This window comes from Arthrobacter sunyaminii (assembly GCF_018866305.1).
In the GTDB taxonomy this organism is placed as follows: domain Bacteria; phylum Actinomycetota; class Actinomycetes; order Actinomycetales; family Micrococcaceae; genus Arthrobacter_B; species Arthrobacter_B sunyaminii.
Genome location: NZ_CP076456.1, coordinates 760,851 through 780,767 on the forward strand (window position 1 = coordinate 760,851; position 19,917 = coordinate 780,767).

The 19,917-nt window shown below is 57.8% G+C and carries 10 protein-coding genes; 4 read left to right on the forward strand and 6 right to left on the reverse strand.

Annotation, left to right across the window (positions count from 1 at the left end):
* The first annotated feature begins 364 nt into the window (after positions 1-364).
* Positions 365-3,877 carry a DEAD/DEAH box helicase gene (locus tag KG104_RS03365; protein WP_207347260.1) on the forward strand — a complete coding sequence of 1,171 codons (3,513 nt, stop codon included), beginning with the start codon at positions 365-367 and terminating at the stop codon, positions 3,875-3,877.
* Complete coding sequence (locus KG104_RS03370; RefSeq protein ID WP_207347261.1) at positions 3,867-7,070, forward strand: sacsin N-terminal ATP-binding-like domain-containing protein; 3,204 nt, start codon at positions 3,867-3,869, stop codon at positions 7,068-7,070. Before KG104_RS03365 ends, KG104_RS03370 begins: the two co-directional genes overlap by 11 nt.
* Positions 7,071-7,464: 394 nt before the next feature.
* On the opposite strand, the gene KG104_RS03375 is transcribed toward KG104_RS03370, so the two are convergent.
* A complete protein-coding gene (locus KG104_RS03375) occupies positions 7,465-9,141 on the reverse strand; it encodes a nuclease-related domain-containing DEAD/DEAH box helicase (protein ID WP_207347262.1) in 1,677 nt (558 codons plus the stop codon).
* Positions 9,142-9,304: 163 nt separating this feature from the next.
* Between KG104_RS03375 and KG104_RS03380 the strand changes: the two genes are divergently transcribed.
* Together KG104_RS03380 and KG104_RS03385 are read left to right on the forward strand one after the other, a co-directional pair.
* Positions 9,305-9,829 (forward strand): PIN domain-containing protein, encoded by a 525-nt coding sequence (locus KG104_RS03380; protein ID WP_207347263.1) that lies wholly within the window; start codon positions 9,305-9,307, stop codon positions 9,827-9,829.
* Positions 9,830-11,908, forward strand: a complete 2,079-nt coding sequence (locus KG104_RS03385; RefSeq protein WP_207347264.1) for an N-6 DNA methylase — start codon at positions 9,830-9,832, stop codon at positions 11,906-11,908.
* 189 nt (positions 11,909-12,097) lie between these two features.
* On the opposite strand, the gene KG104_RS03390 is transcribed toward KG104_RS03385, so the two are convergent.
* From KG104_RS03390 to KG104_RS03410, 5 genes are all read right to left on the reverse strand, one after another.
* Positions 12,098-12,412, reverse strand: a complete 315-nt coding sequence (locus KG104_RS03390) for a hypothetical protein (protein ID WP_207347265.1) — start codon at positions 12,410-12,412, stop codon at positions 12,098-12,100.
* 61 nt (positions 12,413-12,473) lie between these two features.
* Positions 12,474-15,413, reverse strand: coding sequence for a type I restriction endonuclease subunit R (locus tag KG104_RS03395; RefSeq protein WP_237686973.1), 2,940 nt, complete (start codon positions 15,411-15,413; stop codon positions 12,474-12,476).
* On the reverse strand, positions 15,410-16,579 hold the full coding sequence (locus KG104_RS03400) for a restriction endonuclease subunit S (protein ID WP_207347266.1): 1,170 nt from the start codon (positions 16,577-16,579) through the stop codon (positions 15,410-15,412). Before KG104_RS03400 ends, KG104_RS03395 begins: the two co-directional genes overlap by 4 nt.
* A complete protein-coding gene (locus KG104_RS03405) occupies positions 16,576-18,069 on the reverse strand; it encodes a type I restriction-modification system subunit M (RefSeq protein WP_207347267.1) in 1,494 nt (497 codons plus the stop codon). Before KG104_RS03405 ends, KG104_RS03400 begins: the two co-directional genes overlap by 4 nt.
* Positions 18,066-19,628 (reverse strand): type I restriction-modification system subunit M, encoded by a 1,563-nt coding sequence (locus KG104_RS03410; protein WP_237688655.1) that lies wholly within the window; start codon positions 19,626-19,628, stop codon positions 18,066-18,068. The genes KG104_RS03405 and KG104_RS03410 overlap by 4 nt, the downstream gene beginning before the upstream one ends.
* Positions 19,629-19,917: the final 289 nt, after the last annotated feature.

Sequence of the window (19,917 nt, forward strand, 5' to 3'; positions counted from 1 at the left end):
CTCTCCGACATAATCCAGAGAGGCACACCCTTGTTCTCCTTTTACTCCAAGAAGGCTGTCGAGTATGGGAGCGGTAGGTGCCTGATTGTCGGGAGGCCGACGGTCTTGTGTTCATCTGTCTTATCCAAGCTTTTATAACGGGCACCCCGTATCCGCGCGTCCCTTACGGTTGGTCAGCGAAGTCCACTAAGGTAATCAACAGGCAGCCCTGGCAGCGTAGGAAAACCACTAATATCGCTCAGAAGCCACAGCAGCCTGACAATCGGGAGAGTAATGCAGGTCTTGTACGTCATGAATTCTGGTCTTCAACCTTGCCACTCAGATGGGCATCCACACGCGGTAGTTTGGGATTAGGAGTCAGCACATGCGTGAAAACTTGTCGACACTTGCTGCGGTCCTACGCAGATTTTTGGAGCGTGAACTCCCCTCCCTCGGGCCAGATTGGTGGAACCAGGGTGTCCTTGCGAAACTGACGTATCAACAACGCGCGTTGGTTGATGAGAACGGTTGGTCAAGCTTGACGGAGCTCGACGCGGCCGCCGTCCTCCGCGTCGCTGACCAGAATTGGGACCTGTTCCGACGAAAAAACTTGGTCAAATGGGACGACCGTAACTGGTTGAAGGAAGCCTCCAGCGTTCGAAACCGCTGGGCCCATGATGCCCCCGGGCGCGAGCCAAGCCCCCATCTTGCATACCGGGACCTCGACACGTTGTCCCTCCTCGCCCATGCTCTTGATCCAGGAAGTCCTGAGGCCGAGCAACTGGCCGAGGCTCGGTCGACAGCATTGGCTGGGCTCGCCCCTGCGTCACGTTCCCTGGCCTTCAGTGGCACAGCTGCTCCGATAACAATCGCTCCTTCAGGGCTGGTGCCAGGAACCATGGTTCGGGTGAAGGCGCGACCGGAACTGACGGGCGCGATCATGCACGTCGATGACTCGGGATCCCAGCTCAGATTGAAGGTGTTCCACGGGCAGATGACCCAGATCTACTTTGAATCGCAAGTTGAAATCGTCGAGACAAAGTCGGCTGAGCACCTCGGGGCCGATGAACTTAAAACACGGATTACTGCCGCACACGTTCTCCATCCTTCTGTGAACAGGCTTTACTCGCTCAACACTGGCCGCATCGAATACGAGCCCTATCAATACCGACCCGTCATGAAGATGATTGCTGCCGATCGTCCGCGCCTTCTGATCGCAGACGACGTCGGGGTTGGTAAGACGATCGAAGCGGGCCTGATCATCAAGGAACTGCAAGCACGCCAGCAACTCGACTCGATTTTGGTCATCTGCCCCAAGCCGCTGGTCGTGGAAAACAAGTGGCGAAACGAGATGAAGCGGTTCGACGAGGACTTCGCGCACCTTGACGCCTCGATGTTGCGTCATTGCATCGATGAGGTCCGGGCTGAGGGGCGTTGGCCCACACGGTACCGGAAGGCCATACTCCCCTACTCGTTGCTCAACGAGAAACTCCTCCTCGGCGACGATACGGGGCGCAGGCCCCGGCCAGGCCTGACCTCACTCCTGCCTCCGGTCAAGTTCGACCTAGTCATCGTTGACGAGGCGCATCACGTTCGGAATAGCGAGACGTGGGGCCACCGCGTCGTCAAACATCTGCTAGATTCCGCAGAAGCGGCCGTGCTCATCTCTGCGACGCCGATCCAGACAGGCAGCGAAGATCTCCGTACCCTCCTGCGCCTACTACGGCCCGACACGTTCGTAGACAACCAGACATTTGACCTGATGCGCGAGCCGAACGCGTACCTCGCCAACGTCGAGAGCGCGGTCAGGTTGGCGGGGGACACTTGGCAGACCACAGCGCTGGAAGCCCTCACGGAGGCGCTTCAGACATCTTGGGGTAGCCGCGTCCTGCGCGCAGACCCTCGAACGCAGGAAATCCGAGACCTTCTCGGCCAAAACCACGTAACGGACCATGACCGCGTCAAGGCCCTGCGACTAGCGCAGTCAATGAATACGTTTTCCGGTCTCATCAACCGCACGCGCCGCCGAGACATCGGCTCCTTCACGACACGCAAGTCTGAAACCTTCGAGGTCGACTTCACACCGGATCAGGCAGAATTGTATGGGGAATTACTTGACCTTGCCGGCCGCATCGCAACCAGCAAAGGGCATGGCCAGTCCCTCGACTTCGTGCTTTCGACCCTGCAGCGGCAGGCTGCGAGTTGTCTTAATGGATTGGCACCCTTTATCGAGGATCTCCTCCAGCGCAAGCTTACCCACGAGGAGCTGAGCGAGGCCGACGTCGAGGCGGACGAGTTAGACGCATCCCTTTTGGAGTCATTCGTGGCCGAGATTAGAGAGATTGCCACCAGCGCCGCGGCACTGACGGAGGACCCAAAGCTTGAGCGGCTCATGAGCTACGTTGATGAGAAACAACAGTTGTCCAACAACAAACTTTTGGTCTTCAGCACGTTCCGACACACCCTCCGCTATCTCCACTCCCGTCTGGTGTCGGCAGGCGCCCGGGTCGGGCTCGTACATGGCGGAATTTCCGACGATGATCGACGCGATCTTCGGGCTCGATTCGCGAAGGATAAGCGCGAGCCGGATGCCATTGACGTCCTGCTGTCATCCGAGGTCGGCACTGAAGGGCTGGACTACCAATTCTGTGACGCGCTGGTGAACTACGATCTTCCGTGGAACCCGATGCGTATTGAGCAGCGGATTGGCCGCATTGATCGCCGGGGGCAGCAGAGCGAGTCCGTCTCAATCAAAAACCTAATCGTCAGTGGCACCGTCGATGCAGCCATCTTCGAGCGATGCCTCATGCGGATTGGTGTCTTCCAGCGGGCCCTCGGTGGCAGCGAAGCGATCCTTGGCGAGCTGACAAGGGAGATTCGGAAGATTGGCGAAGACCTTACGCTCACAGAGCCGGAGCGGGAGGTCCGGCTGCAGCAGCTCGCGGACAATAGGATCGGCCGGATTCAGGAGCAGGAGCAGCTTGAGGAGCGAGAGAGTGCCCTCTTCGGCCTCCCGTTGAAAAAGCTCGATGCCGAGGGCGTCGAGCAGGCGGCCAGCCCATGGCTCGCACCCAGCCAATTGGCCCGCCTAGTACAGCGCTACCTACTTGACTGCGGTTACGAACGAGCAGACTCATTGTTCGAGCGCCCTGTCGCACTGATCCGGCCAAGCAAGGACGTCCGCTCAACCCTTTACGCCGACGCCCAAGCGACCGCACCCGAAAGCGGTTCGCTGTGGCAGCGCTGGTTGAGTCGCGGGACAGGGCAATCACGAAGGCTCACCTTCGATCCAGGCTTGGCCGACAGCAACGACGTCGAACTCCTCTCGCCAGTCCATGAGTTGGTACGTGCGGCCGCAAAACACCAAGAGGGTTTTTCGGCCGAAGCTAAGGTGGCTTTGCAGGTCCAATCAAAGACCGTTCCTGCAGGTCTCTATCCACTTGCCGTCCACGCCTGGACCTATCTGGGTTCCCGCGACGACTTCGAGGTGGCTGTGGCAACGACCGATTCGGCGCTCTCCGAGGAGATGAGTCGCCTTCTAATCGAGGCGTCTGACTCGTCAGCATCAGTTGAATCGCATGCCGCCGGCGAGGTCGATGAGCGGCATTACATGGCGTGGACGGATTCCAGGACCGCGCACATCGATCGGACCCGGGGGCACGTCGAGAACCAACTGGCATCGCTCACTACGACCCACCATGCCCGAGTCCAACTCCTCGAGGACCAGATTGGCAAGGCGTCCCACGAGAACATACGTCGTATGCGTGAATCAGAACTACGCTCGCTCGAGGATGATTATGGAACACGCATCAAGAAGCTTAAAATGACCATCCAACGCAGTGACGTCACGACTACACTCCTTTGCTCAGGAATTGTCGAGGTCGTTGGTGGCGACTGAAATCACGTTCGATAGCATCGCGGCTTCCGGACGCGCGATTGTGGAGGCGCACAAAGGGAAGAAAGGTTTCGACGAGGGCATCCGCCGACTGCTGTCGGAGTTGTACCCAGACAACGCGCACTTCATTTACGAACTGCTTCAAAATGCTGAGGATGCAAGGGCAACCGTCGTCGAATTCGAGTTGCACGACAGCGATCTTGAGGTGCGCCACAACGGGGCACGAGTATTCTCGCTCAAAGACATTGACTCGATCACGAATATTGGCGACTCCACGAAGCAGGACGACCCTACGCAAATTGGCAAGTTCGGGGTGGGATTCAAGGCTGTCTACTCTTACACAAGTCGCCCCGAAATTAGGTCGGGAACGCACGCTTTCGCCATTGAGGAACTTTTTATAAATGAACGTATTGCTGGCGAAGCTCGGATGGGTTGGACCAGTTTCCGGTTTCCGTTCAACCGACAGGAGAAGCCAGCACGCGTTGCCGTCGAGGAAATCAGTCGTGGGCTCGTAGAGCTTGACGAGAAAACTCTGCTCTTCCTTAACTACATCGGCACTGTAACGTACACGCTTCCTGATGGAACCCTTGGAATCATCGAACGGCGGGATCTCGACGGCCAAGCCATCACCATCGAAAAGTCGGAAGGTGACGTTATCGTCGAGTCCCACTGGTTGCGCCTTATCGGCCCAGCAAGTATCGAACACGACGGCTCCCATCCACTCTCGGTAGCAGCGGCATTCCGCCTCAAGATGAGCGAGCAGGTAAAGCCGAAGCGTGGAAAGCAGAAGGATGGGGGGAATGCTCCCGCCGACCTAACGCGATCCATCGTTCCCCTCGATCAAGGCGACGTATCAATCTACTTTCCGGCCATAAAGGAGTCCTCCGGCTTCAAGTTCCACATTCATGCCCCCTTTGCCTCGACCGTGGCCCGAGACAGCGTCCGCGCTGACCCGGGCAACGTTCAGCTCATCGAGGATATCGGAGCGTTGATCGTCGATGCGCTACCCCGGTTGCGTGATGAGGGCCTCATCGATGACAACTTCCTTGCGACCCTTCCCAACCACGACGATCCCATTGCCTATCCGTACAGCCTTCTCCGGAACGCAACCACGCACGCATTTAATGAACTCGAGATTACTCCGATGCGCGGTGGTGGGTACGCACCTGCAAGATCTATGGTGTCCAGTCCTGGTGAGTTTAGGAACTGGCTGGCGGAGGGTGACCTGCCCTTCCTGTTAGGGATGGCTGGGATCGAAGGTGGGGAGGCTCCGCACTGGATACGCGACCGTGACGGCCGGCCCGGCCGGTTCCTTGCAGGGCTCGACACAATCGAGTTTGCTTGGCCCGAATTAGGGGCTGCCCTACGCGAATGCCGCGACGTCGGCGATGCTGATAGTTCCCACCTGCGGGGATGGGTCGACTGGCTCGCGGCTAAAAGCGACAGTTCGATTGTCAACCTCTACCAATTGCTCGGCCGAGGATACTCCACCCAACTGATGCACTTCCACGGCGTCCTGCCGTTGATCCCCCTTGTCCGCATTGCCCGCCGCGGAAAGAACGAGCATGTTAGGGGTCCTGAAACGCACCTCCCTTCCAACGCGAAGGATAAAAGCCAGAATCGCGTTCGAGCTGAAGTGGCATATTTCGATGATGATGAGGACCAAACGCGCGCGGCCAACCTGCAGGTGTTCTATCGCGCCGCCGGAGTGCGTCGCTGGGACGAAACGGCGCGGATTGAGGCCCGCCTCAAGCCGTACAGGGTGCGGAACCGGCCAATGCCGGAAGGGGGGCAGGTTAAGAAGCACCTCGACGACGTCGGAGCCTTCACCCAGTACGCTCTAACTCACCGCGAATCTGCCCGGCGCCTCTTTAGGGACGTGCCGTTCCTCGTCTCGCCTCTGCCCGGTGGGCCACTGACCTGGATTTCCCCGGGCGAGAGCTACCTCGACCTTCCTTACAGAACGACGGGCCTCTCGTCCCTATACCCGTCGGTTCTGTATGACGAAGATGGAGACTTCTACGAAGAGCCATACCCGGTGGCAGGCTATTACCTCGAAATCGACGGGTTCGAGGATTTTCTTGGACTCGTGGGTTCGATCGTAGGAATCAAGATCACGGATAGTAACGTGTTCAACAACCCGCTACTAAAAAGAGAATGGTGGAAGAACTACCGCCACAGCGTGCACACCGAAATGGTCGATTGGGACATCGAAAACCTCGACAAAATCATCGCTTCAGGCGACCCTAACCTGATTCGCACTCTCTGGAGTGCCGTCGTAGATGCGCGAGCCGACAAAGCCACAGCGATCTACCGAGCGAATAAAAGTGCACGCAGCTACAGCTTTTATTCCCGGCTGGTACAAAAGCTCAAGTCTAAAGCTTGGGTTCTTGATGGGAATGGGGACCTACGACGTCCCAGCGAGGTGACGATCGATGGCCTTCCTGACGACTGGGAGCGTCCCAGCGCGAGTTCCCTCGTGCACAAGCTCGATTTTGGGGCAGAACTGGCCGAACGCCACCAGAAGGCTGAGGGCGTCAGTGACTTCCTCCGGGAAGAAGGCCTCGACGGCGGCATCGACCTCCTGCGTGAAGCCAAAAATGCAGGTATCCCGTTCACTGCAATCCTTGACTTCATTTCTGAGCAGGCATTAGTCCATCGATTTCCTGAGTCGGCCTCCGGCGACCCTGGCCGGCGCTCGACTGTAGCCGCGCAGGACGCACTTACTGCTCCGGTTTACCAGAGCGAGCTGCGGCTGCGGAGCGTCATTGATGGGCAGGGCCAGGCCGGTGGCGAGTCCAGAGGTTATCTGCAAGGGCAGTACACCAGTGATGTGGGCGAGATGTTCTGCCAAGCGTGCCAGAAACCGCTCCCGTTCAAAGTAGGAGGCCGGTGGTACTTCGAATCGGTCCGCTTCATAAACGGCCGCAAGCAGGCGCATGCGGCCAACGCCATGGCCCTGTGTCCACTCTGCGCGGCTCTCTACAAGCACACGCGTGAAACAAGCAATGAAGCCCTTCTCGCGGTGTTGTCGCATATTGAGGTCAAGGAGGGCCAGGGTCTCGTGGAGATTCCCCTGATTCTGAACGGCAAGCGAATCAAGATTCAGTTCACCGGAAAGCACGCGATAGATCTTCAATCGGCGCTACGCGTGGCTGGCGATGAGCGCGCAACAACCGCCACCGTTAGTAACTAAGGGGGCAAGTTCACTACTACAGATGTGCCCGTACCCGGATCGCTTGCCGATGAGGATTCGGTGAGATGCGGTCTACAAGCTCTGGTCATGGGGGAAGGGCCTCGAGTCTGATAACCCTCTGCCACCGTCCGCAGTCGCCCTCAACTATGAGCGGGCTGACTTTTCATGCCTGACGCGGTGATTGATGCCGCAGTGGACGAGCTGGGGCGGCAACTGGAGAGGTAAGGACTTGATCCATGTCGAGCTGCGACTCAAATGCGCAGGGCTCCCCGGCAGCTGTCTTGTTCTCCAGCGGAGAGTGGCAGTGGAAAAAAACTTGCGATGTGGTGAAAAAGCCGGTGGGCGGCAGGCCTTTCAGCTTCCGGGCTGAGGTCCATTGACCCGTCTGTCGGCCTCAAACACCAGGAACCCAGCTCTCAGCCCGCCCCAAAGCCAGCTCCAGATCCCGACCGCCGGCACCGGAAATAAGCTTCTGGTCGCCGACCACCATCAGCAGGCAGCGCGCCCGGGACAGACCGACGTAGAGCTGCTCGGGCGCCCGGGCGAGGTCCTTGAACCCGTTCACGCACAGGATCACCACCGACCGTTCCAGCCCCTTGAAGCCCAAGACGTGCCCGTAGAACTCCTCGTCGTCGTCGTGAAAGGCCTGCCAGTACTCGGGAATGAGTTTGGACTCAAAGGCTTCCTGATGCACGGGATGCCGTTCCTTGGTGGTGAGCAGCGCGATCTGGTTCCGCGCCCAGCCCTCCTCGATCAACACGTCCACGCAGTCACTCGCAACGTCCAGGGCATCCTCGGTGGCGCAGTCGATCACCCGTACCGGCAGTCCGTCGCCGCCGCGGGGTAGAAAGTGCTCGCCGGAGAACCCCCGGAAGGTGTGGGCGATGCGCTTGGTGTTCCGCAGGTTCTCGTCAATATGCAGCGTCACCAGGTTCGCCGTCTGGTCGATGCTGGTTCCGGCGGCGCCGGCGTCCCACCGGCCGTAGACGTTCTGCCGTTCGTCCATGAAGGCGAACACTCCGCCGTCGTCGGGCTTCTTCAGGCAGGCCAGCAGCCCCTCCCACCACAAGGGGGCGAAGTCCTGGGCCTCGTCGACGACGACGGCATCCAGCTTGGTCTGCACGTCCAGGGAGGCTGCGAGTTCCTTGAGTAGGCGGGGCATGCCCTGATCGAAGTACTCCTGCCCGGCGCCGTCGGGGACGCCCAGGGATTTGGCATACTCGTGGAACTCGCCGACGAAGACCGGCTTGGCCTGCCGCCAAGTGGAGACCTCGCGGCGCAGATGCTCGGCCAGTCCCTTGTTGTAGCAGAACAGGCCGACACGCTGGCCGTCCTTGGCCAGGCGCCGGGCCTTCTCGACGGCAAGCCAAGTCTTGCCGCTGCCGGCACCGCCGACAAACCGGGCCCGTGGGATGGCGCGGGTGGAATCGAGCAGAACCTTCTGCCGCTCCGTGAGCTGGTCCTGCCGGGCCTCGAGCTCATCGGCGTCGCCGGCGGGGGAAGAATCAGGGTCGAAGTCTCCGGAAAGGTGGGGGAGGATCCGTTCCAGGAACTTGCCTGCAAGCGCACTGCCGCCTTGGGCCTCGTGTTCGATGGCGTGGCGGATCAGCGCGGCGCAGTTGTGCATCCCGGTCTGGTCGATGATGAGGCCGCGGGGGATGCCCGCCATCTGCCAGTCCGCCGGTACGCGTGTGTAGGGTAGGCACGCCATATAGGCGAAGCGGCTGGTCAGCGGCGATCCCAGCCGGTCCTTGAGCCAGTCCTTGAAGGCGTGCTGGGCGCCCTGGGCCTGAGCGATGGGGCTGCGCAGCTTACGTTTGCCGGTGCTGTCGGACTGGTACCACTGGCCGTTGTCCACCGACACGAGTCCGCCCTTGACCTCGATGGCGGCGAGTCCGACGCCGGGCCACAGGACCAGGATATCGATCTCGTGTTCGGCCCGGCCATGCCGCACCTGCACCGAGTGCGCCAGAACGACCTCGTCGGGCAGCTGGGCGCGCAGGGCGTCCCACAGTGCCTTTTCGGCCAGCTGGCCGTCCTCAAAGTCTGGCGCGTCCGGTATGCAGTGCACGATTCCCCCTTATCGTGCCGGCGGCAATGCCGGCTCCTGCCCGTCAGGGTACTCGATCTTTGGAGCACCGGCCCTACTGCGACGTTAACCGCAGCAGGGAAGCCCATCAAACCGTGAAGCATCAAACTTGGACCAACAGTGAAAACTGGTTCACACAGTTGCAGTGGCGAAAACATCCTGTTATGGTTTTTCTATAGCCAAGCTGCAATCGAAAATGGGGGAGAAAATGAATATCGGAAGCCGGTCGATACACCTTGTCGACATCGAGAATCAGATGGGTGGAGCAGTAAGCTCGGCAGCCATCTCGAAATTCTTTGAACACTATTGCGAAACAGTCGGCATAGGCGAACAGGATCACGTTGTGGTGGGTGTGTCGAGCAGTCAAGCTCTCATGGAGCTCCCACTCTCTCTGATGGGCGCTTATCGATTCGTCTTCATGCCAGGGACGGATGGTGCCGATAAGGCACTCCAGGATGTCATGTTGAATGAGTGTCTTCCGGAACGTTTTTCTACGATTATTTGCGCCAGCGGCGATGGCGGTTTTGTCCCAGCGATTTCGGCCCTGACGGCTGAAAAAGCTCATGTCATCGTTGCTGCGCCTCTTAATTCGATTGCTAAGACGATGCGCATGGCGGCACACCAAACCATTGAACTCTCTATTGATTATCTCGAACAGGACGTTGCCTAATTGGAAACCGCACCAAACCAGGAATTGATTAATCTCAGCGGCATAGCGCGTATCACGGGGTTGAAGATGCCTACCATCAGTAACTGGCGAAAACGCGACAATACCTTTCCCAAGCCTGTGAGCGGAAGCGACCTTCGGCCACTGTTTGCGCTGCAGGAAGTCAAGGCGTGGATCAAGAAGACCGGCAAAAACGTTGAATTTAGTGATCGTAATTATGCCCTTCGGCTGACTGATATGTTGCGCGGGCGATACCACATTCGCGATATTCCCGGTGTCTTGATCCCCGCCCTTGCATTGAGCCATTGGGCTCGTGACGCCCAGCCGGATTACCTGAAGGAGCTAAGCAACGAGGGGGGGCTTCAGAGGTTGGTTTCGGAGTGCACATCATCCTGGCCTCAAAAGACTTCGCTTCTAAGTGACGCCATTACATCTTGGTTTGACCTCTACGTCCGAACCTCAGATGGAGTTTTTTGGGCTAACTTGCTGGATGAAGTTTCCCAAGTTGATGACTTGGCTGCAGTCGCCCGTGATGTGACGGCTCTTGCGGTCAGGGATCCCCAAGCGGGCTACGGTGAGCATTTCGCTACGCCTGATTTCTCTGAGTTCCTGTTGTCCCTCCTGCCGACTGGGGTTCAGTCTTATGCAGACTTTGGATCTGGCGGGGGGCAGAACCTCCTGTGCGCAGCCGAGCGTGACAGTGGCTTGGAACTTCACGGAGTTGAAATCAGTAGCTCAATAAACCGGTACGCCGCTTGTCTCCTATACCTTCACGGTGTTGAGGCTCATCTCCAGACAGCAAACCTTTTTGATTGGGCACCCATCAAACAATTTGATCAGATTACGATGCATGCCCCGTTTGGTATCAGGCTCCGTGCAGAGGAAGTCGAGAATCTGGTCTGGCCGTTCGGCAAACCGCCGTTGTCTAAGGGAGACACTGCATGGCTTCAGCTCGCATATCAAGCGCTCCGGGAGGGAGGGACCGCTGCGGTAGCGGTAGCGCCCGGCGTTCTTTTCAGGGGCGGTACTGAGAAGGCCATCATGCAGCGGATGGTGGCACAAGGAGCAGTGGAAGCTGTAATCAGCCTTCCCTCTAACACCCAACTCAATACCGGGATTCCCGTCAGTATTATTCTCCTTAAAAGGGGCAAAGAGAGCGCGCCTAGAGAGGTGCTTATGGTCGATGTATCAGAATCGGTGCCGGAAAAGGAGGCGTTGGGAAAGCGTAACTTTACCGAGGTATTCCGCGAGGCTGCGGCCGCCGTAGAAACGTGGCGAAAAAGCTCCGAGGGGACAAGCAACGTATCTGTCTCCGTTCCGATCGCTGATCTAATGGCTCCGGATGCCAATCTGATGCCCCAGCGTTGGGTAACCTCAATGACCGAAATGACAGCAGAGGCTGTCGAGGAGGACATCAGTTCGATCTATGCTGCGGCGAAGGAGTTGGGAAGTGCTGCCGAGAAGTGGCCAACACTTCCGGACATGTATTCCATCCGATATGTAGCGGATGAGTTTCCTCTGAGGCCCTTGCCGGAGCTGGGACTTGAAGTACTTCGGGGAGACTATGTCACGAATAAAGCAGGAACTGATGTGGAAACCAGCGCGACGATGCAAGTGATGACGCCGAAATCGATCCGAACCGGGATAGCGGAAAACCTTGCGGTCAATGGCGGGCGGCGGGTTAAATCTCGCACTAAAACTCAAAAGGGTGACGTTCTGGTCACTACCGTTGGTTCTCGGATCGAAGCAATGGTTTGTCCGGTGCCCGGACTCGCTGTAGACCGAAATGTCAACATTGTGCGGGGATTGGGTAACGTGTGGGACGCAGATTTCGTCGCTCAACAATTGATGGCCCATCATAACCAAGCAATGCGAACGGGCACCGTAGTCGCGCGGGTTGACGTTAGGCAGCTCCTCTTGCCGCAGCTCCCTATAGAACGTCAACACGAGGTTGCGCAGATCATCCGCGAAGTCTCAGCCTTCACCGCGATCGCGCGCCGAGCAGCTGACAAAGCTGACGCCTACCTTGCCAGCCTGCGGGATGCAATTTCCACGGGCAGGATTCGCATCGATACACCCTGAGGAAAAGCTCCAGGACTAACCTCGCTGGCCACTGGACTGAGTGACGAATTGGCAGTGGGAGGCAGGTGCTCGGTTGGGCTCATTTCGCCGAGCACCTGAGTGTTGGACGAGAGGACTCATCGTCGATGTTCTACGCTATCCGTTCCAGTGATCGGGAGACTTTAGCCAGGGCACCACTCTAGAATTTGGTTATAGTTTGTCGATCCAGGTGTCTTCGTCGCGATTATCCCATGACGAACCCGTGTCCGGTCCCTTACTATTCTTTCGGTCATTGATTCGCTTCAATACCCTGCGGACTTCCCGTGCTTGAAGCTCACGAATGTTGGCGACGGAGCGGACGGTGCAGGACTCAATGATCTCTTGTCGTTCTTCCATGGACATGATGCGGGCATTTGCAAAGGCCTCACGGATGGAATCGACCTGCTGATCAGTAATCAGCGGTTCTTCGTGGCGCACCTCCGAAACGCCGTCCAAGTCGAAAAGACCTGGTTCATTCTCTTGCATATAGATTCCTAAGAGTTTGAAACATGTTGTACGGGATGCAGATTGGTTACTCAACTTCGGCTCAGTAATACTCGCGGATGTATCCAAGCGCTTTTTCGAAGACGTCATTGTCTCGTATCTTGAACTGAACATACAGCGTTTTGCGCAGCGCCTGGCGAACCTCCTGGTCCCCACGAAGGGTGGACTGCCAGCCATCGAACCGCACCGCTCGGACTACTTCATCGATCCGATTGACGATGTTCTCGACAATGATCGGTGTCTTGTCCGTTTTCAGAGCCTCGAAGAGCTCGGTCAGAGCTGCCCGACCCTGTTCTTCCCGGGGCACCTCATCCATAGTCTTCTCGGCTGCGACGGTGTCTCGGGCTAACTCCAAAAGCTGGCGGAGGAAATCCAAGCTGGATTGCTGGATGTCGGCATATTTATCCCGAAGCTCGTTGAGGCGCTTGCCGAGTTCAACAAAGACGGGGTTATTGAGGTGGCGGGCGATGCGGGCAGTAATCTGTTTCTCTATGTCTTCCCGCGAGATGTCCTTGCGCTTGCCCTGCATCAGATCTTCGATGGTTTGGGCATCCAGAACGATTGTCTCGGTGCCTTGAGGGATCTCGACCTGAACATGCTCATTGATGAGATCGATGGTCTTTGCGCCTAGCGCGTGCCAGACGAGGCGCCCGGTAATGTCAGACGGCCGCACGGACTCGTATACGTCTGTCAGCCAACGGTAGTCGTCACGATACGGGGCCAGCATAGGGTCGGGGCTGAGGGCCTCCCATAGCTGGGAAACGATGCTGTACGCAAGTCCAAACCCGTCCTTAGCCGCGTCGTCGGCGATGGAGGACTGCGCCTGCACCAGGCCCTCGTAACCACCGACGGTTCGGTCAACGCCTGGAAAGAAAGCAAGTGCATCGAGTAGAGCTGGCTCGAGCTGTTTCTTCAGCTCCTCGATATTGGAGACTACCTGCTTCACTGACTTCTCATCGAAGGCCAGCGACTTGGCCACGTCATCGAAGATACCGAGGTAGTCGACAATCAGACCGTGAGTTTTCTTCGGGGGGTAGACACGGTTGGTTCGGGTGATCGCCTGCAGCAGCGTGTGTTCCTTGAGCGGCTTGTCGAGGTACTGGCAGAAAAGAATAGGTGCGTCAAAACCGGTCAGCAGCTTGGCGGTGACAATTATGATTTTCAGCGGGTCGGCTGGGTCATTGAACCGTGCGACGGTCTGAGCGAGCTCTTCCGCGCCTGGTGTCCACTTCGCCCAATTTGGCGAGTCCCCACGGGACTTCGACATCACGATGGTCGAGGTCTCTGGTCCAAGGAGCTCATCCAGCTCTTCCTTGTACGCAACGCAGGAGGATTTGTCGTAAACGACAACCTGAGCTTTGAACCCCTCGGGCTCGACCTTCGCCCGGAAATGAGTTGCGATGTCAGCGGCAACCTTTGCGATGCGCGACGGACTCTTGATGAGCACCTCGATAGACGCCGCCTTCTTTGACAGCGTCGTCTTGTCGGCTTCCGAGAGGTTCCGCTCAATAGCGAGCTCCTCGAACGCGGTGTCGATCGACTCCTGATCAATATGGATTTCTGACAAGCGTGGCTCGAAGTGCAACGGAAGGGTAGCGCCGTCGCGGATCGAATCCTGGAAAGAATAGCGCGACAGGTAGCCACCGTCGTCCTCGGTCGACCCGAACCACATAAAGGTGTTGCGATCGCGCTTGTTGATCGGTGTCCCGGTGAGGCCGAACAGGAACGCGTTAGGCAAGGCCTCACGCATTTTCTGCCCATAGTCACCTTCCTGCGACCGGTGGGCCTCATCCACCATCGCAATGATGTTGTCCCGGGCATCCAGCACGCCGGGTGCCTCACCGAACTTGTGAATCGTCGTGATGATGATCTTGCGGGCGCCCTGACTGAGCAGGGTCTGCAGTTGGGACCGCGAGTCAGTCGAGATCAGCCCAGGGACGTCAGAGGCGTTAAACGTACCGGTGATCTGAGTGTCGAGGTCGATGCGGTCGACGACGATCAGAATGGTGGGGTTCGTCAGCGCTGCCATGGCGCGCAGCTTCAGGGCGGTGAATACCATGAGCAGCGACTTGCCGGAGCCTTGGAAGTGCCAGATGAGGCCCTGTTTGATCTTGCCGCGGAGCACGCGCTTGACGATCAGATTGGTCGCCTGGAACTGCTGGAAGCGTGCGATGATTTTGATCTTGCGGTGTTTCTTGTCTGTCGCATAGATGGTGAAAAACCGCAGGAAGTCCAGCACAGCGGCCGGATTCAGGACGCCCTCAACTGCTTCCTCTACGGCGCGGAGGCCGATCTTGGCCGGAGCGTCTTCGTCCGTGCTTTCTTCGCGCCAAGGGCCCCACAACTCAACAGGCATGCCGACGGTACCGTACCGGAAATCCTTGCCCTCAGTTGCGAAGGAAAAGACGTTGGGGACGAAGAATTGCGGGACACTTTTCTCATAGTCGTCGTGCACCTGGGCAGCTCCGTCGATCCAGGTGTAGGCCGGACGCGTTGCTGACTTTGCCTCGCCCACGACAAGCGGGAAGCCGTTACACCACAGGACGAGGTCGAACCGCTTCTCAACCCGGCCCTGTCTAAACGTGACTTCGGTGGAGACTGTCCACTGGTTCGACGAGTCATCAGCGAGGTGATCGAAGTCAATCAAGCGGACCGTTGTGTGCTCCCCATTGGGACCGAACGGCATGGACTTCTGCCCCGTTAGCCAAGACATGAACTCCTCGTTGGCCACCACGGGGTGCGGGCTTGTTCGTGCAGCTATCAAGATCGCACGGAGATTGTAGATGACCTCGTCGGCTTTGTCCGGGTCCGCCGCGATCTCGGGGTTCAATCGAATGAGTGCGGCCTTCACCACACCTTCCAACAGGACCTCGTCGGCACGGCGCGGAAGCTCATTGCCCGGGATAAACGGGACGTTAATGGATTGCACCAAGTCGCGGATAAAGTCGCGGACAGAGTTAGCCTCGTTGAATTGCGCCATCATTTGCCTCCAAAGATCTCTGCGAGGAGTATCCCCCTTAGTACTCTAAACGCTCCAGCATCTGCCTCCGTCGAATCCAACGCGCTATCAAAGAGTGATAGCTCCTTCAAAAGGGCCCGCTGATCCTCCAAAGTAACGACCGGAAAGGGTAAGCGGCCGAGTGAAGTGCGATTGATTTTGACCATGCTAGTAGCACTCCCTGCCGCAGAGCGGCGCATGTGTGCCCGGCCGTGTGAACTACTGATTACAGCCGCAGCGAACTTCGGGAGGACCTGAGATTTGAGATTTAGACGCATCATAGTATCGGGAAAGGAAACATCTTCCCTTTCCTCTGAGTAAATACCAACTCGGCCGACTGCATCTACAGTATTAGCGCGGGAAACGAGCAGATCGCCTCGCCGGAGCGTCGCGGCCCGTATTTTATCTGTGTCTGGGACGTTTTTTAGATGTCCCGGGCGATAGCCGTCAGGACCCAGTGCAGCCAGAGAAAGAACATAGCGTCCGGTCGCTTCATCGACGGGCGCAGCGGAGTAACCACTCTGTGGGGACTCAGACCACACATCACTGAAGTTAACTTTCTTAGCTTCCACTAGATCGGAGACCCGTCCGTCCAGCCAGACTTGTCGTCCACAAGCTATAGCTTGGCGTTGATCTGCTTGCGCTCTTGCCATGGTCTCGACAGCCCATAGGAGGTCGGCGATGCGCCTTTGCTCCTCTAGGGGAGGGAGGTCGAACTCGAACGTCGACAGGTCCCGCCAGTTAGTGCGTGGTGATAGGGATCCAGCTGATGTGCCTAGAGCGTGGTCGAAGAATCTATCGGACTGAACGAGGAACGGCAGGAATTCGGGGAGTAGTTGTAACTCGTCAGCCTCGAAGGTAAGAATATCCCCGGAGCAGACGGCATCGAACTCTGCGTAAGCAACCTTGCGCTGGTAAGCCCGCCGTTTCCCGAAGAGCGTCTGTCTAGGCGTCACCCGTCGCGTGAATGTGGTTCCATCTTCCAGCGATCCCCATCGATTGACTTTGAGCTCCCCGCCGTCGAGGTGTTCCATAGCGATTACCCGATCGATCCCAGCGGACTCCGGATCACGAACATTGACATTAGCGTTGCGAACCACGTCACCAAAGGCGACGTGCTTCCATGCCGATCTATCGAGGTTGAGACTCATTCCGACACCTTCGATCGCAGCAAAGCAAGGACAGCAGCGACCGTATGCTCCGACGCTTCGGCCGCCTCTCGCCACCCAGCGAGCGCACTGGCGGAATCGATCTGATTGCCCGCGTGCGCTGCCCCGGCGGCTGACACATATTGGGGAATGGCAAGGGTGAAGTTATTGTCGGCGATCTGGTCGAGCGTGGCCACAGCAGCGAAATGGTCGATGTTTGAGAAACCCCGATATGCGTCGAGAATCTTCCTCTGGTGGCCCTCACGAAGGAAGGACTGCGCCTGCTCACGGGCGACCTCTTTGAGCGCGTTGATGAACAACACCTTACCTGAATGCTCGGCAGGCTTGCTGGCGCGCAACGTGATGACGACGGCCTCCATCGGACTGTTGTAGAAAAGCCCAGCGCCGAGGCCGAGAACGCACTCGATTAGGTCCGATTTCACCAGCGCTTCTCGCAAGGCTGCCTCTTCACGGCGGAACAATACTCCGTGGGGAAAGAGGACGGCGGCCCGCCCTGATACTGGATCAAGGCTCTTGGCGATGTGCTGGAAGAAGGCGTAGTCCGCGCGCCCCTGAGGCGGGAGACCCCATATGTTGCGACCGTAGGGGTCGTTTCTAAATGCTTCGCGGTTCCAGGTCTTGATCGAGTAAGGCGGGTTGGCCAGCACGACATCGAAGGTCTGGAGCTGACCTTGGGAATTGTGAAATGCTGGCCGAGAGAGAGTGTCACCGTGAGCAATGTGGCCGTCGGTGACACCGTGGAGGAATAGGTTCATACGTGCGATGGCAGAGGTGCCGTAATTGAGTTCCTGGCCATAGAGGTGCAGGTTGCGCCATTCTTTGCCCTGCCGTTTCAGTTCGGCGGCTGTAGAGATCAGCATGCCGCCAGTGCCACACGTGGGGTCGTATACCGACTCTCCGGGCTGGGGCTGCAGCATTAGCGTCATCAGATGCACCAAAGTGCGGTTGGTGTAGAACTCCTGAGCAGTATGTCCGGAATCGTCTGCGAATTTCTTGATGAGATATTCGTAGCCGTTGCCGAGTTCGTCCTCCGGAAGGTTCTTGATCGACAGTGTTTTCGTCGAGAAGTGATCGATCAAATCAGCAAGGGTTGAATCGGGCAGCAGGTTCTTATTACCCCAATCGCCATCGCCGAACACGCCAGGCAACGTGTCGGGGTTCGCGGACTCGATGGTGCGCATTGCTTTGAGCAGAGCGGAACCGATGTCGGTGGTGACAGCGCGCATGTCATCCCAGTGGCAGCCAGCAGGGATAACGAACCGGTGGTTCTCCGGCAAATCGGCAAGTTCCACATCGCCGTAAATCGACATAGCAGCGGCGCGCTCTTCATCGTAGACGTCCGAGATCCTCTTCAGGAAGATCAGCGGAAAGATGTACTGCTTGTAGTCTCCAGCGTCTATGAGACCGCGTAGAATTATCGCTGCACCCCAAAGATAAGTTTCGAGCGCTCGTTGGGTGATCCGGTTCGTCATGCGGTGGTCTCCTGGTGCTCGCCGAGTCCCCACTTGATCAGCTCCGCGTCCAGCGCGGCGCGGGTCTCAGCGGCATGTGCGTTGGCGGTTTCGATACCCATCAGGGCGTCCGGCAGAGTCAGCGAGTCATCGGTAGCGGCCGGGGCGACGTAGAGCGGGATACTAAGGTTACCGCCGTTGCCCTCGATTTCCTCCACGCCAACAACCCGGGCCATACCATCAACGTCGTCGTACTCCTGGTAAGCGCGCAGCAGCCGCGCGGTATGTTCGGGCTCCAACGTGTTTTGGTTGCGGCCGCGTTTGAAGAGTTGCTCGCCGTTGACGAATAACACCTTACCTGGGCGGACCTCGGCTTTGCCGAGGGAGAGGATGACAACGCACGCAGCGAGACCGGTGCCGTAGAAGAGGGCGGGCGCAAGGCCAATGACGGCATCTATGACCCCGGACTTCAATATGTGAGCACGGATCTTGGCCTCAGCACCCTGACGAAACAGTGCGCCCTGCGGCAGAACAACCGCCACTCGTCCGGTCTTCGGTCGGGCCGAGATAAGCATGTGCTGGACCCAAGCCCAGTCAGCGTATCCCTTGGGAGGCACACCCCCAAGGCTGTTGCGACCCCACTTGTCAGATCCCCATTCGCTTTCACCCCAGTTCTTTAGGGAAAACGGTGGGTTCGCGACCACGCAGTCGAACTGTGCCAGCCGGTTGCCGGTGTAGAAGCCAGGGCTGCGCAGAGTGTCCTCTCGTTGGATTTTGAAGTCCTCAACTCCGTGGAGTAATAGGTTCATCCGTGCGATGGCTGACGTGGCGAGTACCTTCTCTTGGCCATACAGTTTGCCCCACAGTGTCTTAGGGTTGCCGCCGCAGGACTTCACGTGCTCAATGACCTCAATGAGCATGCCGCCTGTGCCGCACGCCGGGTCATAAACGCTCTCGCCTTCGGCAGGGTCCAAGATGTTGACAAGCAGGTTCACTACTGAGCGCGGGGTGTAGTATTCCCCGGCCTTTTTGTTGGATTGATCAGCAAAGCGCTTGATTAGGTACTCGTAAGCATTGCCGAAAATGTCCGGAGCAACAGCAGCGTTAGATAAATTCTTAGTGGAGAAATGTTCAATCAGTGCTGCGATTTTTTCGTCGGGTAGCTTGTCCTTATTGGTCCAATTGGCATTGCCAAAGATACCGTAAAGCGTATCAGGATTGGCTTTTTCGATCTTGCGGAACGCACTCTGCAACGCAGCACCGATGTTCTCTGTGTATCCGCGCACGTCACTCCACAGGCTGCCTTCGGGAATGGCAAACCGGTGATTCTCGGCAAACGCAGCAAACTCGTGGTCGCCATCCGATTCCTCGAGCGCCTGCGCGAACTCCTCCAAATAAACGTCGCTGATTCGTTTGAAGAACATCAGTGGGAAGATATACGCCTTGAAGTCCGCTTGATCGATCGACCCGCGCAGCAGGTCTGCCGCTGTGGCGAGGTAGCTCTCCAGCTCGGCTAAGGTCAGGGGCCGGCTTGGCTGGACCAAGTTCAGTGCGTATTGACGTATCTCTGTTTCTGTCACTTCGTGCTTTCAAAGAAGAGTGCGTATAAAGAGGACGATCCCTCGTGAGGCGCTGGTCGTGAGATGGATCTGATTGACTATTGACGTGGTAGTAATATCCGGGCGGCTTTGGGGCAGTTGTAGAGGATCAGTGACTTTGCGCCAACACGTGAGGGGTGGCGCCTCTGTAGGATCCAGCGTCTGCCTGGCGTCCCAGACTTGGTCGCCGAACCTGCCGCAGAGTTGCAGTAGACACAAGGATCCGGTGTCGCTTCGAGGCTGGCAAACGGATTGGTCTCCAAATGCGACG